Below are 22,146 nucleotides of genomic sequence, written 5' to 3'. Positions count from 1 at the left end.
ATAATATGCGCCCATAGCTCAATTGGATAGAGTGTTTGACTACGGATCAAAAGGTTAGGGGTTCGACTCCTCTTGGGCGCGCTTTTTAATAACGGGAAGTAGCTCAGCTTGGTAGAGCACTTGGTTTGGGACCAAGGGGTCGCAGGTTCGAATCCTGTCTTCCCGATACTTTTTCAAAAGGGGCCTTAGCTCAGCTGGGAGAGCGCCTGCTTTGCACGCAGGAGGTCAGCGGTTCGATCCCGCTAGGCTCCATATCATTTGAATAAATGATTCTTTTTTACGCGGTGTAGCTCAGCTGGCTAGAGCGTCCGGTTCATACCCGGGAGGTCGGGGGTTCGATCCCCTCCGCCGCGATTTTTAAGAGCCTGGACCTTTAGCTCAGTTGGTTAGAGCAGACGGCTCATAACCGTCCGGTCGTAGGTTCGAGTCCTACAAGGTCCATTGTGGCATTGTATCTGTTTTATTATGGAGGATTACCCAAGTTCGGCTGAAGGGAACGGTCTTGAAAACCGTCAGGCGGGTAAAACCGTGCAAGGGTTCGAATCCCTTATCCTCCTTAACTGTCTCTTTTGTTGCGAGCAAAAGAATCACAGTCTTTTAATTACTGTAAAGTAATTACTTATCGCGGGATGGAGCAGTCTGGTAGCTCGTCGGGCTCATAACCCGAAGGTCGTAGGTTCAAATCCTGCTCCCGCAATTGCTTTTGTTTTCAAAAGCGCAATAAAAGCTAAATATGGTTTGGTAGTTCAGTTGGTTAGAATGCCTGCCTGTCACGCAGGAGGTCGCGGGTTCGAGTCCCGTCCAGACCGCCATGCGGGTGTAGTTTAGTGGTAAAACCACAGCCTTCCAAGCTGTTGTCGCGAGTTCGATTCTCGTCACCCGCTTTAGCTTTTATTTTTTGGGGCCTATAGCTCAGCTGGTTAGAGCGCACGCCTGATAAGCGTGAGGTCGATGGTTCGAGTCCATTTAGGCCCATCAAAATGTAGTCATACATTTGGGGAAGTACTCAAGTGGCTGAAGAGGCGCCCCTGCTAAGGGTGTAGGTCGGGAAACCGGCGCGAGGGTTCAAATCCCTCCTTCTCCGTTTTTTATTGGTCCGTTGGTCAAGTGGTTAAGACACCGCCCTTTCACGGCGGTAACACGGGTTCGAATCCCGTACGGATCATTTGTTACTTTTGGAGGATTACCCAAGTCCGGCTGAAGGGAACGGTCTTGAAAACCGTCAGGCGGGTAAAACCGTGCAAGGGTTCGAATCCCTTATCCTCCTTAACTGTCTCTTTTGTTGCGAGCAAAAGAATCACAGTCCTTTAATTACTGTAAAGTAATTACTTATCGCGGGATGGAGCAGTCTGGTAGCTCGTCGGGCTCATAACCCGAAGGTCGTAGGTTCAAATCCTGCTCCCGCAATTGCTTTTGTTTTCAAAAGCGCAATAAAAGCTAAATATGGTTTGGTAGTTCAGTTGGTTAGAATGCCTGCCTGTCACGCAGGAGGTCGCGGGTTCGAGTCCCGTCCAGACCGTTGTTTTTGGCTCGGTAGCTCAGTTGGTAGAGCAATGGATTGAAGCTCCATGTGTCGGCAGTTCGATTCTGTCCCGCGCCATAGGAATGCGGGTGTAGTTTAGTGGTAAAACTACAGCCTTCCAAGCTGTTGTCGCGAGTTCGATTCTCGTCACCCGCTTTGCATTTTTTATTTGGGGCCTATAGCTCAGCTGGTTAGAGCGCACGCCTGATAAGCGTGAGGTCGATGGTTCGAGTCCATTTAGGCCCATTACATTTTTAAACTGGTCCGTTGGTCAAGCGGTTAAGACACCGCCCTTTCACGGCGGTAACACGGGTTCGAATCCCGTACGGATCATGCAAACACTCTTGAGAGTGTTTTTTTATTGCCCAAAAACGATCTTTTTATCATTTTCTCAAGCATGAGTAGTCAAAATTTGTTATAATCAGTCCGTTGCAAGTTCCCGAAAGGATTCGCAGCTGCGAAGATGCCTTGTAACCGAAACATATATTAGGGGGAATACAAAAATGACAGAGAAACACTTATTTACATCAGAGTCCGTTTCAGAAGGACACCCAGACAAAGTAGCCGACCAAATCAGTGATGCCATCTTAGATGCGTTGCTTGCCGAAGATCCAATGGCACGGGTCGCTTGCGAAACGTCAGTTACTACCGGATTGGTTTTAGTCTTTGGAGAAATTTCTACTTCTGCTTATGTAGATATTCAAAAAGTCGTCCGAGAAACCATCAAAGAAATCGGCTATACACGAGCAAAATTCGGCTTTGACGGCGATACGGTTGCTGTTTTGGTAGCGATCGATGAGCAATCACCAGATATCGCTCAAGGCGTTGACGATGCTTTAGAAAGTCGTGGAGAAACGGATAAAGAAGATATCGGTGCCGGCGACCAAGGCTTGATGTTTGGTTTTGCTGTTGATGAAACACCTGAATTGATGCCTTTACCGATCGCGTTGAGCCATCGGCTGGTACGTCGCTTAGCAGAGTTGCGGAAAAACAACGAACTAAGCTACTTGCGTCCAGATGCAAAATCACAAGTAACCGTTGAATATGATGATAACGATCAACCACAAAGAGTGGACACCGTCGTTATTAGTACCCAGCATGATGATGCGGCTGATAATGAAATGATCCACCGTGATGTCATCGAAAAAGTGATCAAAGAAGTGATCCCTGCCGATCTTTTAGACGAGCAGACAAAATATTATATCAATCCTACTGGTCGTTTTGTGATCGGCGGTCCTCAAGGGGATGCCGGTTTGACTGGCAGAAAAATCATCGTTGATACTTATGGCGGCTATGCACGTCATGGCGGCGGTGCGTTTTCTGGAAAAGATGCAACCAAAGTTGACCGTTCAGCCAGCTATGCGGCTCGCTACATTGCCAAAAACATCGTAGCAGCAAAGCTAGCCAAAAAAGTGGAAGTACAATTAGCCTATGCGATCGGTGTGGCACAGCCCGTTTCGATCAGCATCAACACTTTTGGTACAGGAACCGTCAGCAACGAGCGCTTGATCCAAGCGGTACGGGAAAACTTTGATTTGCGACCAGCAGGAATTATTGAAATGTTAGATTTGCGCCGTCCGATTTATCGTCAGACTGCCGCTTACGGACATTTTGGTCGTACAGATATCGATTTGCCATGGGAACGCACCGACAAGGTGGCGGCACTTTTGGCAAGTGTGAAGGATTAAAAGAGGCGACCTCTATTGATGACTATCAATAGAGGTTCTTTTTTTTGGAGTAAAAGGAGGAGTTATATGCGAACCAATGTAAAATTAGTCACCATTGCGGTCTTTGTCGCAACGTTTATGACCGCAATCGAAGGAACGATCATTACGACAGCGATGCCTACCATCGTCAGTTCATTGAAAGGGATCGAGATCATGAACTGGGTCTTCTCGATCTATCTTTTGACCAGTGCGATGTTGACCCCGATCTACGGCAAGTTTGCCGATAATATCGGCCGCAAACCAGTCTTTTTATTTGGGACGTTGCTGTTTATTATCGGGTCGGCGTTTTGTGGGATGGCCAACACGATGTTGACGTTGATCATTGCCAGAGCGTTGCAAGGATTAGGCGCAGGGGCCATGATGCCCGTTGCCCTAACGATCATTGCGGACCTGTATCCCGTTGAAAAGCGGGCGAAAGTCTTAGGGCTCAATAGTACGGCTTGGGGGATCGCCAGTGTCGTTGGTCCCTTAGCCGGTGGCTTGATCGTAGATACGATCGGGTGGCATTGGATCTTTTTTATCAACGTACCCATTGGATTAGGGCTGATTGCCTTGATTTGGTTTTATTTTCATGAAGAAAAAAAGGCCTTTGCTGCAGTCAACATTGATTATGCAGGCAGTCTCTTGTTGATGTTGACGCTAGTAGGGCTCCTGCTAGGCTTCCAGTTGCTGGGAGATTATGGTGTGAGTCTGCCTGTCCTCAGTCTGTTCGTTTTTTCTGTCCTTATGTTCATCGGCTTCGTTCGGGTGGAGAAAAAAGCAGCAGATCCGATTATTGATCTGAAGCTGTTTCACTCAAAATTATTTGTGGTGGTCAATATCGTAGCAGCTTTGGCTAGCGGCTTCTTGATGGGGATCGATGTTTATATCCCAATGTGGATGCAAGGGGTCTTAGGCATGAGTGCGGGGATTGGCGGGCTTGTGTTGGCACCGTTGTCGATTTTATGGATGATTGGTTCCTTCTTAGCCAGCCGTTGGTTGACACAGCACAGTGTCAGCTGGGTCTTGACGGTTAGCTTGTTGATCACGGCTACCGGTGCTTTGTGGCTGTTTTTGACACCAGCACAGACGTCATTCTGGTTGTTCTTGGTCATTTCTTCTATTACTGGCGTCGGGTTAGGGGCAACGATGGTGGTTTGTACGGTTACTGCCCAAACCAGCGTTGGCCCCACGCAAGTCGGCGTGGCGACTTCTTTCAATACCCTGTTGCGAACGATCGGGCAAACCATCATGGTAGCGGTCTTCGGTATCGTTTTAAACACCAGTAATAGCGTAGGCTTAGCACAGGCACAAGTCAATGATAGCAGTGTCATGAATCAGCTAGTAGATCCAGCCGCTGCGCGCCAGCTGCCAACCGCATTACTAGGGCAATTACGGGAGATTCTTTATAGCGGTCTACACTGGGTTTTTGGGATCGGTGTTTTACTTATTGTGCTAGCGATTGGTTTGACCCGCACGATTTCGCGAGAATCTGGTACAATATAAAAAAAGGATCGCAGGTGATTGTATGGCTTTTTTACAAGCAAATATCTATTCAAATGTTCTTGAAATGGAGGTAATGATCGATGTGATCTTGCCTCAAAGTACCAAGAAAAAAATCGGCACGCAAAGCCAATCGACGGGCACAGATCTCCCGGTGCTTTATTTATTGCATGGGATGAATGGAAATCATAGTGTCTGGCAGCGACGGACGTCGATCGAGCGATATGCCGCAGAGTATCAACTAGCGGTCATCATGCCGTCTACTGATCTGGGCTGGTATACCGATACGACCTACGAAATGAAGTATTGGACGTTTATCGCCGAAGAATTACCACAAATTTGTCATGAACTGTTTCCTCAACTGACGCAAAAACGAGAAAAAACTTTTGCAGCAGGTCTCTCGATGGGGGGCTATGGGGCAGTAAAACTTGGGCTGAGAAAGCCTGACCAGTTTGCGGCGGTAGCGTCTTTGTCTGGAGCATTAGCGCTGGCTGAAAGCATGGATTCCTTGCTGCAGCTGCGAAGCCAAGCTTATTGGGAAGGAATCTTTGGCCCTTTAGAGCAGTTCAAAGGATCAGAAAATGATTTGATCCATCTGATTGAGACCATCGATCCAAGCACCGCGCCGCGCTTTTTTATTAGCTGCGGAACCGAGGATCAGCTGTATCCGGCAAGTGAATATGCGGTGGATAAGCTGCAAAAACGCAAACTAGCCGTAACGTTTGAATCGGGAACTGGGGATCATGATTGGAATTTCTGGGATCAATGGATCCAACGAGTCCTGCAATGGCTTTTTAGTGAATAAAAAAACCATCAGTCGATCGACACCTTAACGTGCCGAGAACTGATGGTTTTTTCGTTCGATACAAAATAAGATCGGCGGTTGGTTGCGCTGATTGATAAATTGATAGGAAAGGACATTGAACTTCTCTTGCGGCAGCTGCTGACAAAAGGAGTGGACTTCTTTCAGCTCTGCTTCGCCGCCAGCGTGTCCATAATAGCAGACGAGGATGATTCTACCTTTCGGGGCTAAACGTGTCAGTAAAGCTTCTAAAGCCGTTTTCGTTGTATCAGGCAGCGTGATGATCGCTTTGTCCCCTTTCGGCAAGTAGCCTAAATTGAAAATGGCGGCGTGAACCGGACCACTCACAACCTCTGCCAACGTCTCATGGCCTTGATGGATCAGCTGGACTTGCGCCAACAGCTCTTTTTCAGCCAAACGTTTTTTGGTGACTTGGAGGGCTTGTTCTTGAATATCAAACGCAAACACCTGACCAGTGGGTCCAACTAAAGAAGCCAGTAATTCCGTGTCGAAGCCGTTGCCCATCGTGGCATCAACAGCGGTTTGTCCCGGCTGCAGAACTTCTTTTAAAAGGGTGTGGCTATAGCGCATGGCGGTCGGCAGCATTGAAAGGCTCCTTTCGCACGTTGAATTTCCCTTGATAGGAGTTGCGGCGCAGCATTTCTTGATCGATCTCATTCAAGACTTCCCATTTTTTCAAACTCCACATTGGACCTACCAGAGAATCCCATGGTGCATCGCCTGTCAAGCGATGAATGATGATCTCTGGGGGGATCATTTCTAACTGATCGCAGATCAATGACACATAGGTATCGCGCCGCATCAATTGCAAACGTCCTTCATGATAATCCCGCAGCATCCGAGTATTGCGCATCAAATGCAGCAAGTGCAGTTTGATGCCTTGGATATCAGAATCTTGAATGGTGCGGCGGACGTTTTCTTGCATCATCTCGATCGTCTCGCCTGGCAGGCCATTGATCAAATGGGTACAGACACGAATATTGTGTTTGCGCAGGCTGGCGACGCCGTCTAAGTAAGTTTGATAATCATGGGCGCGGTTGATGGCATTGCTCGTGGTTTCAAACGTCGTTTGCAGTCCTAATTCGACCCATAAATAAAAGCGTTGATTGAGCTCTGCTAGATAGTCAACGACATCTTCTGGTAAGCAGTCTGGTCGGGTCCCAATGGAGATCCCAACAACACCAGGTAGTGTCAGCACTTGCTCGAAGCGCTCGCGGATCACTGCCACCGGTGCGTGGGTGTTCGTAAAGTTTTGAAAATAGACAATGTATTTGTCCACTTGCGGCCACTTTTTGTGCATCATGGCGATCTCTTTTTCAAACTGCTCTGGCAGTGGGGCTTCAGGAGCTACGATCATATCGCCAGAACCGGACACACTGCAAAATGTACAGCCGCCTTTGGCAACGGTGCCGTCACGATTGGGGCAGTCGAAGCCCGCATCGATGGGGACTTTAAAGATTTTTTCGCCAAATTCTTGCCGCAAAGCAAAGTTCCACGAATGGTATCGTTTGTTTTTATCTTCTGCATAAGGAAATGGATTCATTTTTTTACCTTCTTTTATAATTGTTTACGCGTGAAGCGCCAGACAAAGCGTTTTTGCAAGTAGTACGGATAGGTCAACAGCAGCCAAGACAGGCCAACACAAAAACCGCCTAACACATCACTGGGAAAATGCACACCAACATAAATTCGGCTGATGCCGATGCAGCCAATCAAAAGGCCCAGCAAAAGGCGGATGCCCCATTGCCAAAAAGGCTGCTTGAAGAAAACTGGGACCAAGAAGAGCAAGGTTCCATAAAAAATCATACTGCCCGTCGAGTGTCCACTGGGGAAACTGAAACTTGATTCCGTGACTAAGTGTTCAAGCGTTGGGCGCTCCCGTAAAAAGACCAGTTTGATCAATGGGTTAAAGAGCCCGGCAATCCCGATGGTACCAAAACTGAGCCATAAAGCTTCAGCATAATACTTGTTGATCACTAAGACAGCTAAAACAGCGAGAAAGAGCAAGATGATCGTGGTAGGATTCGCAAATTTCGTGACCCATAGAAAAAATGGTGTCCAAAACGGGTAGCCGATGCGGATGATGCGAGTCAAGGTTTCGTCAAAGGAGACCAACCAAGTAGGGTAAAATTTCACCACATAGCCGAGAAAAACGAACAGCAGTAAAAAGCAGCTGCCCGCAAATTGAAAATAAAGTTTTTTATGCATGGAAAAGCCTCGTTTCTAGAGAATTTCTGTCAATTATTGTCACTTAAGGCAAAGAGACATCTAGAAGGTATTATAGCATTTATCACAAGTCGGAAAAAGCAGGGAACGAGCAAGGGGTTACTCATCTGAGCAAGCGACAAGTTTATCGGGAGCAGGCCAATTGCTTCATTGCAATAAATGTTCGTTTGATTACAAAGAGTTTACAGTTTCTGAAATCGGCTCAAATACCTTTTATAAATTCTTAAGAAATTGTATACTAAACCTACGTTCACTATAAGGAAAAAACGGAGGAATAACGGACATGAACACGAGTCAATCAAGAAAAGTACATCGTCAAGCAGACCAATCGGGCGATAAGTATCGAGTGATCAAAAAAAGTGCAGTTGTTTTAGGAACAACACTGACTGCTTGCTCTGTTGTAGCTCCATTGGTGTCATCGGTTCAAGCAGAAGCCGTAGAGACCTCGATCGCCCAAGTTTCTACTAGCAATTTTGCCGCGCCGAATACTTCCGCGTTTATTGCTGAAATCGCTACGTACGCCCAACCTGTGGCAAACGCCAACGATCTATATGCTTCTGTGATGATCGCGCAAGCCATTTTAGAAAGTGGTTGGGGCCGAAGCAGCTTGTCAAAAGCACCGAATTACAATCTTTTCGGAATCAAAGGCAGCTATAACGGTCAAACCGTTTATATGAGTACCTTAGAATATTTGAACAACCAATGGTTGACTATGAATGAACCCTTTAAGCGTTACCCATCTTACACGCAATCATTTGAAGATAACGCACGTACTTTACGCTCAACTTCTTTACAAAGCGGTGTCGCGTATTATTCTGGCGCTTGGAAAAGCAATACGACTTCATATCTTGATGCAACCGCATGGCTAGCAGGCCGTTATGCGACTGCACCAAACTATGCCTCTTCACTGAATGCCGTGATCCAGCAATTTGGGTTGACGAAATATGACACGCCAGCTTCTGGCAATGCCGGTGGTGGCGCCACAGCCAGTGCTTCAACGAGTACGACGACCACGACATCAGCTGTCAGCACGAGCGGCAGTCAAACCTATACAGTCGCTTCGGGCGACTCGGTCTGGTCGATCGCCAACAAACATGGCATCTCCATGGATCAGCTGCGCAGTTTGAACAATATCAAAAACGATTTTGTTTATCCAGGACAAACCTTGAAAGTCAACGGCAGCGCCCAAAGTACTTCGGCAACTTCAACGGTATCGATCGTCAATCGCAATGCTTCAGCAACTACATCAGGCAATACCTACACCGTAGTTTCTGGCGATTCCGTTTGGTCGATCGCCAATAAGCATGGCATTTCGATGGATCAATTTCGCAGTTTGAACAACATCAAAAATGATTTTGTCTATCCAGGGCAAAAAGTTGTCGTTAGCGGTGGGTCGTCTACGAATACCAGCAGTACTACGACCGTCAGCACGGCATCAACGGCTAGCCAAAGCAGTGGCGGCACCTACACGGTGGCAGCTGGCGATTCAGTCTGGTCGATCGCTAACAAGCATGGCATCTCGATGGATCAGTTCCGTAGCTTGAACAATATTAAAAACGACTATGTTTATCCAGGTCAAAAGGTGGTTGTCAGCGGTAGTTCTACCCGTACAAGTACAACGACGAGCACGACCGTCAGCAGCCAAACCAGCAGCAGTGCTGCAGGCAACACCTATACGGTGGCTTCTGGTGATTCAGTCTGGTCAGTTGCCAATAAACACGGGATTTCGATGGACCAATTCCGCAGCTGGAACAACATCAAAAATGATTTTATCTATCCAGGACAAAAGGTGGTCGTCAAGCAAGGCGGCACGGCAGCTACTACCAGCACCTCAGCGACAAGTGGTACGTACAAGGTCGCATCGGGGGATTCTGTTTGGGGGATCGCAGATAAGTTCGGCATCACGACGGATCAATTTATCCAATGGAACAATATTCAAAATAACTTTATTTACCCAGGACAAACAGTTAGGGTAAAATAGATTGCTATTCCTAATGATTTTTGTTAGGATAAGTGCAAAGAAACTTTCACGTTTGAGAAGGAATAGTAGAAGTACGGTGGGACTTTTAGAGAGTGCATGGTTGGTGGAAATGCACAGCACACCTTTCGAACTCGTCTTCGAGTGATATCTGACTGAACCTGATTTGGCTAGGCAGATACGGCGATGGCCGTTAAAACATCGAGGTCTGCTTTTTTGAGGAGCAGATAAACTTAGGTGGTACCACGTTGATAACGTCCTATAAAAATCATAGCGATTTTTATAGGACTTTTTTTAAGTTTTGCTGGTTGATTTGACGAGCAAAACACCAATTTTTTAGGAGGAGTCCATCGTGAATTACAATCACAAAGAAATCGAAAAAAAATGGCAAAAATATTGGGCAAAGAAAAATGAATTCAACACCCATGATGAGCCGGACAAACCAAAATTTTATGCGCTAGATATGTTCCCATATCCATCTGGACAAGGATTACATGTCGGACATCCAGAAGGCTATACAGCTACGGATATCTTGAGCCGCTTCAAACGCAGCCAAGGGTACAATGTACTGCACCCAATGGGCTGGGATGCCTTTGGTCTGCCTGCCGAACAATATGCACTAGACACTGGAAATGATCCAGCGGAATTCACGAAGAAAAATATTGAGACCTTCCGCCGTCAAATCAATGCGCTAGGATTCAGCTATGACTGGAATCGTGAAATCAATACGACAGATCCCGAGTACTACAAGTGGACGCAATGGATCTTTACCAAGCTTTATGAAAAAGGGTTAGCTTATGAAGCCGAAGTTCCAGTAAACTGGGTACCAGAGCTTGGGACCGTGATCGCCAATGAAGAAGTCATTGACGGCAAAAGCGAACGGGGCGGCTACGATGTGATCCGCAAACCGATGCGCCAATGGATGCTGAAAATCACAGCGTATGCTGATCGTTTGTTGGACGATTTAGAAGAAGTTGATTGGCCAGAAAGCATCAAAGAAATGCAACGCAATTGGATCGGACGTTCGGTCGGAGCCAACGTAACGTTTAAAGTGGCAGGGATGGAAAAAGACTTTACCGTCTTTACGACTCGCCCAGATACCTTGTTTGGTGCGACCTACGCCGTATTGGCGCCAGAACATGAGCTAGTGGCCCAAATCACTACATCAGAACAAAAAGCAGCCATTGATGCCTATGTAGAAGAAGCGTCGAAAAAATCTGATTTGAACCGAACAGATTTGGCCAAAGAAAAAACTGGTGTCTTCACAGGTGCCTATGCCATCAATCCCGTGAATGGTAAAGAGATCCCGATTTGGATCGCCGATTATGTTTTGGCTTCTTATGGAACAGGTGCGATCATGGCGGTTCCTGCCCATGACGAACGTGACCACGAATTTGCCAAAACATTTGGCTTAGAGATCATTCCTGTATTGGCAGGGGGCAACGTGGAAGAATCTGCCTATACCGAAGATGGACTGCATATCAATTCAGACTTTTTGGATGGGCTAGACAAAGAGACAGCCATCGAAAAAATGGTCGCATGGTTGGAAGAAAACCACGTTGGGAAAAAAGAAGTCAGCTATCGTCTTCGCGATTGGTTGTTCTCTCGCCAACGGTATTGGGGAGAGCCAATCCCAATCATCCATTGGGAAGATGGTACGACTACGACGCTTCCTGAAGATCAGCTGCCGTTGCGTTTGCCAAAAACCGACAATATCAAACCAAGCGGTACTGGTGAATCGCCATTAGCCAATGTCACAGATTGGGTCAATGTCACCGACCCTGAAACTGGGAAAAAAGGACGTCGTGAAACCAATACGATGCCGCAATGGGCTGGAAGCTCATGGTATTTCTTGCGCTTTATCGATCCTCATAATAAGTCTGTTTTGGCAGACTACGACAAATTGAAACGCTGGATGCCAGTCGATATTTATATCGGTGGCGCAGAGCACGCTGTCTTGCACTTGCTTTATGCTCGCTTCTGGCATAAATTCTTGTATGATATCGGTGTCGTGCCAACGAAAGAACCATTTGAAAAATTGTTCAACCAAGGGATGATCCTTGGGGAAAACAATGAAAAAATGTCGAAATCCCGTGGCAACGTCGTCAATCCAGATGATGTCATCAATCAATACGGTGCGGATACTTTGCGTCTATATGAAATGTTTATGGGACCATTGGATGCATCGATCGCTTGGAATGAGAATGGCCTTGAAGGCAGTCGTAAATTCTTGGATCGCGTGTGGCGCTTGATCGTCGATGAAAATGGCAAAATGCGTGACCGCATCACGACATTCAACGATGGCAAATTGTCGAAAGTTTACCATCAAACCGTTAAGAAAGTGACGGAAGATTTTGAGCAGCTGCACTTCAATACGGCGATTTCCCAATTGATGGTCTTTGTCAATGAAGCGTACAAAGCCGATGCCTTGCCTTACGAATATGTCGAAGGATTTGTGCAGCTATTGGCGCCGATCGCACCGCATATCGGGGAAGAGCTATGGTCGATCCTCGGGAATGACCATGGGATCTCTTATGTGCCATGGCCAACCTATGACGAAAGTGCCCTAGTGGAAGACGAGATCGAAGTCGTCTTTCAAGTCAACGGCAAAGTTCGCGCCAAAGCAATGGTGCCAGCGGATGCCGAAAAAGCAGTGCTTGAACAATTGGCGCAAGAAAACGAACTTGTCCAAGAACAGCTCCAAGGAAAAACGATCCGTAAAGTGATCGTCGTACCGAACAAATTGGTCAATATCGTTGCAAACTAAACGCTAAAAAATAGCTGCCTAGCAGATCGAGGGTCTGTTAGGCAGCTTTTTGGTGACGACAAAGAAAAAAAGTGTTACTGAGTGGTTCTCAGCAACACTTTTTTGTTATTTTTTGCGAATGATCCCATAGAACAAAGCGGCTGTTGCGACCAATGGAATCAAGATCACTAGTAGAAAGCCGTTTGGATATGTAGCGCGAGTGAAAATTTCTGATGAAGCATCACTTCCGCCAAATAGATGATTGGAAATCATGAACTGAGCCATCATAGCAACGATTGCGACAAAACCAATTGCAGCACCAGTACCGACGAAAATTTTTTTCTTTGCGTTGTTCATTACATTTGCCCCTTTTATAGTCTCTATGTATCATTATACAAAATTTGGATGCGTGTTCAATCTGATTTTGTCAAATAATTGATTCGTAATACACTTGAAATGTTTCTGACATATTTAAGCACCAGAAAAGTAAAAATTCCCCTGTAGACCGATCATATTATTCGCTGATCCTCACGGACTCTCGTATAATAAAGTAAGAGAAAAGAAAGAGGGGACTTACATGGAGTATCAATCATTTGAAGGCCAGTCGGCTTTTTTTGAAGATTATGCACGGATTGCCAAACCTGGCTATGAGGAAGAGGCAGTCACTGCCGATGTCTTGGAACAGTTGAATCAACAATTAACAGAAGAAGAGCTGTTTTACCGTTTAGCAGCCGAAGATGCCAAAGAAGGGCAAGTCTTTTTGTTTCCTTTCAGCAAACGAATGTTTACCGAAGACCTTGACGCCGCCATTTCAACAGAATTTCGTTATGATGGCGCACCCTATGTCTATGAGACTTACGAAGACGAACAACCTTAGTCACGCAGAAAAAAAGCTTTCAGATGATTTAACAGATCATCTGAAAGCTTTTTTTGTTGAGACAACTTGTTGCTATTGGTGTTTGGCTTGCTGCTGCGCTAAGGTCAAGTCACCGATGTAAGGGACTTTTTTTCCAGCGACTTTCAAGTATTGTTCGGCGCCTTTGCCCGCAATAATCACGATATCCTTACTGTCTGCTTCAGCAATCGCCGATTTGACGGCTTGAGCCCGATCCATCTCATGAATGATGGCAACTTCAGGATTGGTGATCGCAGCTGCGATTTCTTTTGCGATCGCATCTGCTTCTTCAAAATCAGGATCATCGCTGGTCAGGTAGACTTTGTCCGCATATTCTCCTAGCGCTCGTCCCATATCTGCTCGGCGAGATTGGGCTTTGCCGCCAGCACTACCAGTGACAAAAAGCAGGCGGCCATCTGGGCGCAATTGGCGGGCAAGTTCACTTAATGATTGGAAGCTAAGGTAATTGTGGGCATAGTCAACGATCATGACTGCGCCATTTTCTTTTTCTAAAACGATCATTCGTCCAGGGATGATCACTGTCGGCAGGACTTTCTGAGCGTCCTCACGAGAGGCACCCGCTAAGCAGGCAGCTAAAATCGCCGCTGTGGCGTTCTCATGGTTGAAAGAACCTAAGATCCCCAGTTGATATTCACCAGAGACTTGCAAGACATCAGAAGCAGCTGACAGCGCAAAGCCTTTTAGATCTGTCCCTTCTTGGACGACATAATCGGCGTCTGAACGTCCGTAGGTAATATAAGGAACTTGATGGACTTCACAAGTTTCTCGCAGCAAGTGGTAGTGATCGCTTTGGCGATTTAAAATCATCTGTTTGCTGTTGCGGATCAGTTCTCGTTTGCAGTAAAGGTAATCGTCATAAGTTGGATGTTCCACTGGTCCAATGTGATCAGGCGAAATATTCAAGAACGCGCCAATATCAAAGGTAATACCGGCGACCCGTTTGGTTTTATAGGCTTGGGAAGAAACCTCCATCACAAGATGGGTCATGCCGTTTGCGACAGCCTCGGCCATCATCTTATAAAGATCCAGTGTTTCGGGGGTCGTCAACACTGCTTCATTAAAGGTTTTTCCGTCGACTGAGTTTTCCTCAGATGAAAAGAATGCTACTTTTTGACCCGTCGATTCTGCTAAAATCGCCCGAGCAAAATAGGCGCAGCTGGTTTTGCCTTTTGTTCCCGTGATGCCGATGGTCACCAACTGTTCTTGAGGATGGCCATAAAACGCTTGAGCGATCACTGCCATCGTTTCTCGAATGTCGGTGACGATGATTCCATAAGTTGCAAAGTTGTCATAGGGCGTTTCTGAAATGTAGCACTGAATCCCTTGGTCAATGGCGGCAGCCAGGTAGCTTTCTTTAAAAGAAGCCCCTTTACAGAAAAAAAGCGTCGCCGCATCGGCTGTTCGCGAGTCGTAGCTTAATGAGGTAAAGGCAAGATCAGTCATTTCTTGCGGCACGGTATAAACCCAATCAGTGGGGGTGATGATTTCTTTCAATAGGTTTTCCTGCAATAAGAGCTTGCGGATCTGTGGCACGGTAATGAGTTCCTTTTGCATCGTTGTTCTCCTTCATTCCTCTAAAGATTTCTCTTATTATAGCATAACTCCTAAAAACCGCCGTTTGGGAGGGAAAAGTTTTCTTTTTTTTCTCCTTATTTTGAAGAAACTTTAAGATGTTGCAAAAATAGATTGCGACCAACCCTTTTTCGAATTAAAATGGAAGGGATATGTTTGTAGAAAGTTGGAGATAATGGCGATGGATAAACACATGCGTTCAGTGTCAAAAGAATTAACTACACAAGAAAAAATGGCTCAAGGATCTGCTTGGATGACGATGGGAAATATCGGCTCACGTTTGCTTGGCGCCATTTACATTTTACCCTGGTATTATTGGATGGGCGCAAATGCGGATAAAGCAAATGCGTTGTTTGGAATGGGCTATAATGTTTACGCCTTATTTTTAATGATCTCCACTGCGGGGATCCCTTCAGCAATTGCCAAACAGATTTCTTTTTACAATTCTCGCCAAGAATACCGCACGAGCCAGAAGCTCTTTTTAAGAGCGTTTCAATTGATGGCAGGTTTTGGCGTGGTGACCGCTGGAATCATGTATTTGGCAGCCCCATGGTTGGCAACGGCTTCAGGCGGAGGCGCAGAATTGATTCCTGCGATGCGCTCATTGAGTATTGCTTTATTGGTTTTTCCTTGTATGAGTGTCATGCGAGGGTATTTCCAAGGAAACCAAGACATGAAACCTTTTGCGATCTCGCAAGTCGTTGAACAAATCGCTCGTGTCTGTTATATGCTTTTAGCGACCTTCATCATTATGCGGGTCATCGAAGGCGAATACACGGCAGCCGTGACGCAATCGACCTTTGCCGCCTTTATCGGTGTCTTAGCCAGCATTTTGGTATTAGGCTATTACTTCCAAAAGCAGCGGGTGCGGATGGATGTTTTAGTGGATATGAGCAAAGAAGAAACGGTGCTGCAAACCAAAGAATTGGTTTTAGCGACCATCAAAGAAGCGATCCCTTTTATTATCGTAGGCTCTGGGATCACGATTTTAAAATTGGTGGATCAGTACACCTTTGTTCGAATGATGAGCAGTTTTACCGAATTTTCAAATGATCAGCTCTTAGAACTAATGGCGATTTTCGGCAGCAACCCTGATAAGCTGACGATGGTGGTTATCGGATTAGCTACTTCCATGGCTTCAACGGGACTACCTTTGATCAGCGAAGCAGTCGCCAAAAAAGACAAAAAGAACTTAGCCAAATTGATCAGCAACAACTTGCAATTGTATTCCTTTGTAATGTTTCCAGCGACTTTTGGGATGATCGTACTGTCTTATCCCCTATACACCTTGTTTTATCGTCCAGATGCATTAGGGGCGAGCGTCTTAGTCGCTGCCTGTCTGTCTGGTTTGGTCTTAGGCTTGTTTATGCTTAGTTCCAGTATGCTGCAAGGGATGTACCACAACAAAGAAGCGGTTGTTTTCTTCTTTGTAGGGTTACTGGTGAAAGTGATCTTGCAGTATCCAGCGATTCGTTTGTTCCAAGTCTATGGTCCATTGGTTTCCACCACGATTGCCTTGGGGATCGTCTGCTGGCTGAACATTCGCAAGATGATTCGCAAAGGCCATTTCAATGTAAACTTGACGTTGCGACGGACATTATTGATTGGCGCGATGACGATCATTATGGTGATCGCAGCGTTGATCGCTCGCCAACTCTTTGGGCTTGTCTTGAGCTCTGAAAGAAAAGTTCAAGCCTTTATCTTGAGCTTGCTAGTTGCAGGAGTCGGCGGCAGTGTGTACATCTACATTGCGCTGAAATTGCGTTTAGCTGAAAAACTACTCGGCTCATCAATGGTTCGTTTACGCCAGAAATTACACATCAAATAAAACCAGAAGCAGCCGCTGAGCCTCCTTTGTGAGACCTTGGCGGCTGTTTTATATGAAAGGAAGAAACCGATGCGTTTAGACAAATTTTTAGCGGATATGGGCTATGGCTCCCGCAAAGAAGTGAAACAGTTGATCAAAAAAGGGCTCGTGACCGTCAATGGACAAGTCATCAAAAGTGACAAAGCACAAGTACAAGAAACACAAGATACCGTTTGTATTGAGGGGGAACCCATCGCCTATCAAAGCCAGTTTTATTATTTGCTGAATAAACCCGCCGGCGTGATTTCGGCAACCGTCGATTCCTATGAAGAGACGGTCTTAGATTTGTTTTCTGAAGAAGCATTTCGCGAAGATCTGTTTCCAGTAGGACGGTTGGATAAAGACACCGAAGGCTTTTTGCTGATTACGAACGATGGCGGATTGGCGCATCAATTATTGTCGCCTAAGAAGCATGTGGAAAAAGAATATTATGCCCAAGTCGAGGGAATCATGACAGCGGAGGATCAAAAAATCTTTGCCAAAGGCATCAAATTAGACGGCGAGTGGACCTTGCCGGCTGAGCTGCAGATCCTCAACGTCGATGAAAATGAATCGCGCAGCGAGATCAAACTGATCCTCCATGAAGGCAAGTTCCATCAAGTCAAACGGATGGTCCATGCAGTAGGAAAAGAAGTCGTTTATTTGAAACGGATTCGCATGGGAGGCCTGTCCTTGCCAGATGATTTGGCATTAGGCGAGTATCGGGAATTAACGTCTGAGGAATTGGCGAAGCTGCAAGAGCGAGGATAAGGCGATTGGCGAGCTAAAGAAATTCTTATAAAAGTTGTTATTCTGCTGCAATATTTGTAAAAAAAGCCCGTTTTATAGGTAATTTACATGAAAATTTGCAACAATAGACTTTAAACTGTTGGAAAAACCCTCTTTTTTTTCATGAATAAGCATGTTAAAGTAGCCAAGCTACTAAAAAAAAGAAGGAGTTGCCTCATTGAAGAAAAAGATTTTTTTATTGCTCGCCCTTACGTTGCCGCTTTTCCAGCCAGCTGTCAGTTATGCTGCTGAAACGAAGAGCACCGAGGAACTGACGGTTTTGACTGCAGAACTTGCAACGTATGAAGAGGAAGTCACCACTAGCCAACAGAAAGTCACAGCGCTGGAAAGTCAATTAGCAGATTATCAGGAAGAATTAAGCCAATTAGCACAAGAAAGCCAGGAAGTTCAAACGCAGATCGCTGCTCTGAATGACCAAAAAGCCCAGCATCAAGAAAGCCAAGCGCCAAGCAGCCCGGTAGTCGACGGACCACAAGCCACGATCCAACAACTACGCAAGTTTAGTGAACAACAAGCGGCTTTACGGGAAGTGAACCAACAATTGGCGGAAAAAGAAGCCCAACAGCAACGAATCACTTCGTACCAAACCTTGACGCAAGCCCAATTAGTACATAGTAAAGAACAACTAGCAACAGCAAAAGAAGAATTGCAGAGCCAACAAGAGAAGTTGCAGCAAACGCAAGCGCAAGTACAAGACTTGCAAGAAAAAGTGGACAAAGAAGCAAAAGCCGCTGAAGAAGCAAAACAAAAAGCCAAAGAAGCAGCAGAGAAAGCAGCAGCCAGTGAATTTTCACTGCCAATCACGGGCGCCGTGTCGATCTCCAGCGGTTTTGGTACTCGAGCTGACCCAACTGGTTTTTCTGGGACGCAGCATGATGGGATCGACTTTACAGGTCAAGCGGGGGAGAAGATCGTCGCCGCTCGTGATGGTCAGGTAGAAGATGCTGGTTATGGTCCAAGCACGGGGAATTACGTGATTTTGGCTCATGATAACGGCTTTTACTCGTATTATTTTCACTTAACAGCTATCAGTGTCTCGAAGGGGGCAACCGTTGCAGTCGGCGAGCAAGTCGGTACGATGGGGACGACTGGAAACTCGACTGGCGTCCATTTGCACTTTGGATTGAGTAAGACGTTGTGGTCAGATTTCGTTGATCCAGCAGCTTACTTACCGCTATAAGCCGAAGCACCGAGTAGAAACATTAAAAAAACATCTGAAACCAAAAAGCATGACTGACAAGAGGGGTTCCTCAAGTCGTCATGCTTTTTTTGTTTACCACAAGCCCGGTTGAGCGATGATCACTAACTGTTCTTTGGTAAAGGGATGCTCCAGATGCAATTCATAGCCATGCAGCAGCAAACGCGGCGCTGGTTTGTTTTGGTAAAGCGGGTCACCGACGACTGGATGACCGATACTGGCAAGGTGGACGCGAATTTGGTGGGTCCTCCCCGTATCTAACACACAATACACATCGGTCGTCTTTTGTTGGGTGTGGGCGATGGTTACATGGGTGACGGCTGACTGACCGTTGCGGGGGTCAATGATTCGCTTGCGACGATCGTGACGGTCACGACCGATTTTTTTGGCGATCGTTTGATCTTGCGTAAGTTTGCCCCAAACTGTGGCTTGATAGCGGCGGAAAATCTGTTTGTTTTCCAACATTCGACCCAAGATCGGCAACACCAAAGGATTTTTTGCGAATAAAACGACACCGCTGGTTTCTTTGTCTAGACGATGGACCACATAAGGCTGCTGCTGTTTCGGCGCAAGGTAAGCAGCTGCATCATTCAATAGGGTATCTGCTTCTAATGGCTGATTGGGGTGCGTCTTGACCCCCGCAGGCTTGTTCAGCACCAATAAGTGCTCATCTTCAAAACGTACGTCGACTTTGTCTGCTTGGCCTAACTGGATCGGCTGATAGCTGTAATCACTGTCTTCAATGATCAAAGTGATTTGATCGCCGCCACGAACTTCTTGATGAAACATCGCGGGCTGCTGATTGACGATTACATTTTTCCGCGTGCGCAGAAAATGGCGCACTTTTCGTGGGACGAGCCACTCCCGTTCCAACAAATCGCGAAGCGGCATGGGCGGGTGATTTTCGGGTAAAGTCATGGTGTATTCCATAAAAACGTCCTTTCTTTGCTGTTCGCTACCGACTATTATAGCATCTTTAAGCTTTTCTTATAAAAAAAACAATAAAAAACAGAGCATTCAATGCTAGAATAATAAAGCATTCTTTTCGAATGAAATTACGTCTAGAGCCGTATAACAAAGAAAGTCATTTATGCTACACTTAACCAAAGGAGCGTGAAGTAATGGATTGGAAACACATCCTTCACAAAATAAAGACCGGTTGGCTGACCTTTTGGCGCTGGTTAAAACCGTATTTGCAGCAATTTCATCAATGGCGCAAGCGGGTTTGGAAAAAATACCACGTAAATAAAATTTTTATTTTACTTAGTTTAGTTGCTATCTTAATCATGAGCGGGTATTTGTTTTATATCGCCAAAAATACGAAAGTCAGTGAATTAGAGTCAGGTCTGAAAGAATCGACGGTGATTTTTGATGCCAATGGCGATGAAGCAGGGCAGTTGTACTCGCAAAAAGGCACGTACGTTTCTCTTGATGCCATTTCCAGTGATGTGGTCAACGCCTTGATCTCAACCGAAGACCGCAACTTCTATAATCACCACGGGTTTGATATCAAGGGGATCGCTCGAGCAGCCCTGCGCATGCTGGTCAACCGCAGTGCCGAAGGCGGTGGGGGAAGTACCATCACCCAGCAGCTTGCCAAAAATGCCTATCTGTCCTTGGATCAAACCTTTAGTCGAAAAGCCAAGGAGCTTTTCTTAGCGATCGAGATCGAGAAGAAATATTCTAAAGATGAGATTTTGGAAATGTATTTGAACAGTTCCTATTTTGGTAACGGGGTTTGGGGCATTCAAGATGCCTCGCTAAAATATTTCGGTGTCAATGCTTCTGAACTAAGCGTGGGAGAAGCTGCGACGTTGGTGGGGATGCTCAAAGGTCCTTCGATCTATAACCCGATCGACAATCTGGAAAACGCCACGAACCGTCGCGATACCGTCTTGAGTTTGATGGTGGATAACGGCAAGTTGGACCAGTCCGTTGCTGACCAAGAATCACAAGTTGCCTTAGCTAATTTACTGTATGATGGATTTGGCAATTCAGAATCTGGCTATAAGTATCCTTATTATTTCGATGCGGTCATCGATGAAGCCGAATCCTATGGGTTGGACGCCGATGATGTCATGAATCGCGGCTACAAGATCTATACAGCACTGGATCAAAACTACCAAGCGCAAATGGAAGCTGCCTATAAAAACGATGCCTTGTTCCCTGAAAATGCCGCTGATGGCACGATGGTGCAATCAGGCTCTGTCGCACTTGATCCGAATACCGGTGGGGTGCAAGCGGTGGTGGGTCGTCGTGGCGAGCACGTCTTTAGAGGCTTTAATTTTGCCACGCAAATGAAACGTTCACCAGGCTCCACGATCAAACCGATCAGCGTCTTCGCCCCTGCCCTAGAAGCTGGGTTTGAACCCGACAGTATCCTGAAAGACGAGCCCCTCGATTTTTATGATGCTCAAAACTTTGATGGGACCTATGCTGGCGAAGCAGTCATGTATCAAGCCCTCGCCCAAAGCCTGAATCTGCCAGCAGTTTGGCTGTTGCATGAGATCGGCTTAGATCGTGGGTACAGCAAAGCACAAGAGTTTGGACTTTCCTTGACCGAATCCGACAAATATTATGGCTTAGCATTAGGTGGTTTGGAAAAAGGGGAATCACCCATGACGATGGCAGCAGCGTATGGCGTTTTCGCAAATGGCGGGTATTACTACAAACCGCATTTGATCACCAAAATCGTTGATTCAACTGGTTCCGTGATCGTTGACAATACGTCTGTGCAAGGCAAACGGGTGATTTCTAAAGAGACCGCTGATAAAATGACGAGCATGATGCTGGGCACCTTCTCTAACGGGACGGGTGTTAGTGCCAGTCCGTACGGCTTTACGATCGCCGGCAAGACAGGTACGACAGAGACCAACTTTGATGCTTCTAAGGTCAATGACCAATGGATCGTCGGCTATACTCCTGATATGGTTCTTTCAACTTGGTTAGGATTTGAGCATGTGAGTGAAGATCATTACTTAACGGGAACTAGCGGACAAGTCGTTGGGAAAATATTCAAAGCAGAGGCCGAAAGCTTACTGCCTTATAGTCAAGGCACCCAATTCCAAGTTGCAGACGCTTATTGGACAGGTGGAAAATTGATGGCAGCCGATGAAGTACCAGATCCTGAGAGCAGTACGTCACAAAATGGCAATGATTGGCAGAAAACCATCGATGACTTTGCCGAAAGCGCCAAAGAAGGTATGAAGGAATTCGGCAGCAAGATCAAAGAAGGAACGAAAGAACTGTTTGGCGGCTTGTGGAATTCCATCAGCGGAAATTAAAGGAATTAGGCAACTG

The 22,146-nt window shown here is 46.2% G+C and carries 16 protein-coding genes, 19 tRNA genes, 1 riboswitch and 1 other annotated feature; of the genes, 29 read left to right on the top strand and 6 right to left on the bottom strand.

The features are described 5' to 3' along the window. The first annotated feature begins 7 nt into the window (after positions 1–7). From ECA1_RS12110 to ECA1_RS12005, 22 genes are all read left to right on the top strand, one after another. Positions 8–81 (top strand) — tRNA-Arg (locus ECA1_RS12110). Positions 82–92: 11 nt separating this feature from the next. Continuing rightward, positions 93–166: transfer RNA gene (locus ECA1_RS12105), tRNA-Pro, on the top strand. Between the two features lie 13 nt (positions 167–179). Further along, positions 180–252 (top strand) — tRNA-Ala (locus tag ECA1_RS12100). A gap of 28 nt (positions 253–280) precedes the next feature. Continuing rightward, positions 281–354, top strand: a tRNA-Met gene (locus ECA1_RS12095). Between the two features lie 13 nt (positions 355–367). Then, a tRNA-Ile gene (locus ECA1_RS12090) sits at positions 368–441 on the top strand. A gap of 26 nt (positions 442–467) precedes the next feature. Continuing rightward, positions 468–557, top strand: a tRNA-Ser gene (locus tag ECA1_RS12085). A gap of 66 nt (positions 558–623) precedes the next feature. Then, positions 624–697: transfer RNA gene (locus ECA1_RS12080), tRNA-Met, on the top strand. A gap of 38 nt (positions 698–735) precedes the next feature. After that, positions 736–812, top strand: a tRNA-Asp gene (locus tag ECA1_RS12075). Position 813: 1 nt separating this feature from the next. Beyond that, positions 814–884, top strand: a tRNA-Gly gene (locus ECA1_RS12070). 17 nt (positions 885–901) lie between these two features. Then, positions 902–975, top strand: a tRNA-Ile gene (locus ECA1_RS12065). Positions 976–996: 21 nt separating this feature from the next. Then, a tRNA-Ser gene (locus ECA1_RS12060) sits at positions 997–1,084 on the top strand. 9 nt (positions 1,085–1,093) lie between these two features. Then, positions 1,094–1,165: transfer RNA gene (locus tag ECA1_RS12055), tRNA-Glu, on the top strand. Positions 1,166–1,177: 12 nt separating this feature from the next. Then, positions 1,178–1,267, top strand: a tRNA-Ser gene (locus ECA1_RS12050). Between the two features lie 66 nt (positions 1,268–1,333). Further along, positions 1,334–1,407: transfer RNA gene (locus ECA1_RS12045), tRNA-Met, on the top strand. Between the two features lie 38 nt (positions 1,408–1,445). Then, positions 1,446–1,519: transfer RNA gene (locus tag ECA1_RS12040), tRNA-Asp, on the top strand. An 8-nt stretch (positions 1,520–1,527) separates the two neighbouring features. Continuing rightward, positions 1,528–1,600: transfer RNA gene (locus ECA1_RS12035), tRNA-Phe, on the top strand. Positions 1,601–1,607: 7 nt separating this feature from the next. Continuing rightward, positions 1,608–1,678, top strand: a tRNA-Gly gene (locus tag ECA1_RS12030). Between the two features lie 16 nt (positions 1,679–1,694). After that, positions 1,695–1,768, top strand: a tRNA-Ile gene (locus ECA1_RS12025). A gap of 15 nt (positions 1,769–1,783) precedes the next feature. After that, positions 1,784–1,855, top strand: a tRNA-Glu gene (locus tag ECA1_RS12020). Between the two features lie 91 nt (positions 1,856–1,946). Further along, positions 1,947–2,028: riboswitch (SMK box riboswitch) on the top strand. Beyond that, on the top strand, positions 2,026–3,210 hold the full coding sequence (gene metK, locus ECA1_RS12015) for a methionine adenosyltransferase (RefSeq protein ID WP_060792588.1): 1,185 nt from the start codon (positions 2,026–2,028) through the stop codon (positions 3,208–3,210). It overlaps the preceding riboswitch by 3 nt. Before the next feature lie 66 nt (positions 3,211–3,276). Continuing rightward, entirely contained in the window at positions 3,277–4,734 is a 1,458-nt protein-coding gene (locus ECA1_RS12010; RefSeq protein ID WP_016609940.1) for an MDR family MFS transporter, read from the top strand. Between the two features lie 22 nt (positions 4,735–4,756). Then, positions 4,757–5,536, top strand: a complete 780-nt coding sequence (locus tag ECA1_RS12005; protein ID WP_005227672.1) for an alpha/beta hydrolase — start codon at positions 4,757–4,759, stop codon at positions 5,534–5,536. Between the two features lie 24 nt (positions 5,537–5,560). Here the strand turns inward: ECA1_RS12005 and mnmM are convergent, their stop codons facing one another. The 3 genes from mnmM to ECA1_RS11990 are packed head-to-tail and all read right to left on the bottom strand — an operon-like array spanning position 5,561 to position 7,762. Continuing rightward, positions 5,561–6,139: a tRNA 5-(aminomethyl)-2-thiouridylate-methyltransferase MnmM gene (mnmM, locus tag ECA1_RS12000; RefSeq protein ID WP_060792587.1), complete on the bottom strand. Its 579-nt coding sequence runs from the start codon at positions 6,137–6,139 to the stop codon at positions 5,561–5,563. After that, on the bottom strand, positions 6,114–7,097 hold the full coding sequence (gene mnmL, locus ECA1_RS11995; RefSeq protein WP_060792586.1) for a tRNA modification radical SAM protein MnmL/YtqA: 984 nt from the start codon (positions 7,095–7,097) through the stop codon (positions 6,114–6,116). The genes mnmM and mnmL overlap by 26 nt, the downstream gene beginning before the upstream one ends. A gap of 14 nt (positions 7,098–7,111) precedes the next feature. Beyond that, positions 7,112–7,762, bottom strand: a complete 651-nt coding sequence (locus ECA1_RS11990; protein WP_060792585.1) for a phosphatase PAP2 family protein — start codon at positions 7,760–7,762, stop codon at positions 7,112–7,114. A gap of 301 nt (positions 7,763–8,063) precedes the next feature. Between ECA1_RS11990 and ECA1_RS11985 the strand changes: the two genes are divergently transcribed. After that, positions 8,064–9,761: a muramidase family protein gene (locus ECA1_RS11985; RefSeq protein WP_060792584.1), complete on the top strand. Its 1,698-nt coding sequence runs from the start codon at positions 8,064–8,066 to the stop codon at positions 9,759–9,761. 42 nt (positions 9,762–9,803) lie between these two features. Next, positions 9,804–10,023 (top strand) — a binding site (T-box leader). Between the two features lie 87 nt (positions 10,024–10,110). After that, complete coding sequence (gene leuS, locus ECA1_RS11980; RefSeq protein ID WP_060792583.1) at positions 10,111–12,525, top strand: leucine--tRNA ligase; 2,415 nt, start codon at positions 10,111–10,113, stop codon at positions 12,523–12,525. Positions 12,526–12,630: 105 nt separating this feature from the next. On the opposite strand, the gene ECA1_RS11975 is transcribed toward leuS, so the two are convergent. After that, positions 12,631–12,861 (bottom strand): hypothetical protein, encoded by a 231-nt coding sequence (locus ECA1_RS11975; RefSeq protein ID WP_005227680.1) that lies wholly within the window; start codon positions 12,859–12,861, stop codon positions 12,631–12,633. A 220-nt stretch (positions 12,862–13,081) separates the two neighbouring features. Between ECA1_RS11975 and ECA1_RS11970 the strand changes: the two genes are divergently transcribed. Further along, positions 13,082–13,381, top strand: a complete 300-nt coding sequence (locus ECA1_RS11970; RefSeq protein WP_005227682.1) for a DUF5960 family protein — start codon at positions 13,082–13,084, stop codon at positions 13,379–13,381. A 72-nt stretch (positions 13,382–13,453) separates the two neighbouring features. Here ECA1_RS11970 and murE read toward each other — a convergent pair whose 3' ends face one another. Further along, positions 13,454–14,974, bottom strand: a complete 1,521-nt coding sequence (gene murE / locus ECA1_RS11965; protein ID WP_060792582.1) for a UDP-N-acetylmuramyl-tripeptide synthetase — start codon at positions 14,972–14,974, stop codon at positions 13,454–13,456. A gap of 199 nt (positions 14,975–15,173) precedes the next feature. Between murE and ECA1_RS11960 the strand changes: the two genes are divergently transcribed. From ECA1_RS11960 to ECA1_RS11950, 3 genes are all read left to right on the top strand, one after another. After that, the gene (locus ECA1_RS11960) at positions 15,174–16,820 is read left to right on the top strand and encodes a putative polysaccharide biosynthesis protein (RefSeq protein ID WP_015510492.1); all 1,647 of its coding nucleotides are present in this window, start codon (positions 15,174–15,176) and stop codon (positions 16,818–16,820) included. Between the two features lie 69 nt (positions 16,821–16,889). After that, positions 16,890–17,609: a pseudouridine synthase gene (locus tag ECA1_RS11955; RefSeq protein WP_060792581.1), complete on the top strand. Its 720-nt coding sequence runs from the start codon at positions 16,890–16,892 to the stop codon at positions 17,607–17,609. Positions 17,610–17,805: 196 nt separating this feature from the next. After that, on the top strand, positions 17,806–18,828 hold the full coding sequence (locus tag ECA1_RS11950; protein WP_060792580.1) for a M23 family metallopeptidase: 1,023 nt from the start codon (positions 17,806–17,808) through the stop codon (positions 18,826–18,828). Positions 18,829–18,921: 93 nt separating this feature from the next. Here ECA1_RS11950 and ECA1_RS11945 read toward each other — a convergent pair whose 3' ends face one another. Beyond that, positions 18,922–19,776, bottom strand: coding sequence for an RluA family pseudouridine synthase (locus tag ECA1_RS11945; protein ID WP_060792579.1), 855 nt, complete (start codon positions 19,774–19,776; stop codon positions 18,922–18,924). A 191-nt stretch (positions 19,777–19,967) separates the two neighbouring features. Between ECA1_RS11945 and ECA1_RS11940 the strand changes: the two genes are divergently transcribed. Further along, positions 19,968–22,130: a PBP1A family penicillin-binding protein gene (locus ECA1_RS11940; protein WP_060792578.1), complete on the top strand. Its 2,163-nt coding sequence runs from the start codon at positions 19,968–19,970 to the stop codon at positions 22,128–22,130. Positions 22,131–22,146 lie beyond the last annotated feature (16 nt).

This window comes from Enterococcus casseliflavus NBRC 100478, from assembly GCF_001544095.1.
Lineage (GTDB): Bacteria > Bacillota > Bacilli > Lactobacillales > Enterococcaceae > Enterococcus_D > Enterococcus_D casseliflavus.
The sequence above is the reverse complement of the archived record's forward strand: the minus strand, read 5'-3'. Positions and strand labels throughout refer to the sequence as shown.

Excerpts from the sequence above, each read along its gene's own strand:
- murE (WP_060792582.1), bottom strand. The coding sequence starts at position 14,974 with ATGCAAAAGGAACTCATTACCGTGCCACAGATCCGCAAGCTCTTATTG.
- ECA1_RS11985 (WP_060792584.1), top strand. The coding sequence starts at position 8,064 with ATGAACACGAGTCAATCAAGAAAAGTACATCGTCAAGCAGACCAATCG.
- ECA1_RS11975 (WP_005227680.1), bottom strand. The coding sequence starts at position 12,861 with ATGAACAACGCAAAGAAAAAAATTTTCGTCGGTACTGGTGCTGCAATT.
- mnmM (WP_060792587.1), bottom strand. The coding sequence starts at position 6,139 with ATGCTGCCGACCGCCATGCGCTATAGCCACACCCTTTTAAAAGAAGTT.
- ECA1_RS12005 (WP_005227672.1), top strand. The coding sequence starts at position 4,757 with ATGGCTTTTTTACAAGCAAATATCTATTCAAATGTTCTTGAAATGGAG.
- metK (WP_060792588.1), top strand. The coding sequence starts at position 2,026 with ATGACAGAGAAACACTTATTTACATCAGAGTCCGTTTCAGAAGGACAC.
- ECA1_RS11940 (WP_060792578.1), top strand. The coding sequence starts at position 19,968 with ATGGATTGGAAACACATCCTTCACAAAATAAAGACCGGTTGGCTGACC.
- ECA1_RS12010 (WP_016609940.1), top strand. The coding sequence starts at position 3,277 with ATGCGAACCAATGTAAAATTAGTCACCATTGCGGTCTTTGTCGCAACG.
- ECA1_RS11955 (WP_060792581.1), top strand. The coding sequence starts at position 16,890 with ATGCGTTTAGACAAATTTTTAGCGGATATGGGCTATGGCTCCCGCAAA.
- ECA1_RS11945 (WP_060792579.1), bottom strand. The coding sequence starts at position 19,776 with ATGGAATACACCATGACTTTACCCGAAAATCACCCGCCCATGCCGCTT.
- ECA1_RS11960 (WP_015510492.1), top strand. The coding sequence starts at position 15,174 with ATGGATAAACACATGCGTTCAGTGTCAAAAGAATTAACTACACAAGAA.
- mnmL (WP_060792586.1), bottom strand. The coding sequence starts at position 7,097 with ATGAATCCATTTCCTTATGCAGAAGATAAAAACAAACGATACCATTCG.
- ECA1_RS11990 (WP_060792585.1), bottom strand. The coding sequence starts at position 7,762 with ATGCATAAAAAACTTTATTTTCAATTTGCGGGCAGCTGCTTTTTACTG.
- ECA1_RS11970 (WP_005227682.1), top strand. The coding sequence starts at position 13,082 with ATGGAGTATCAATCATTTGAAGGCCAGTCGGCTTTTTTTGAAGATTAT.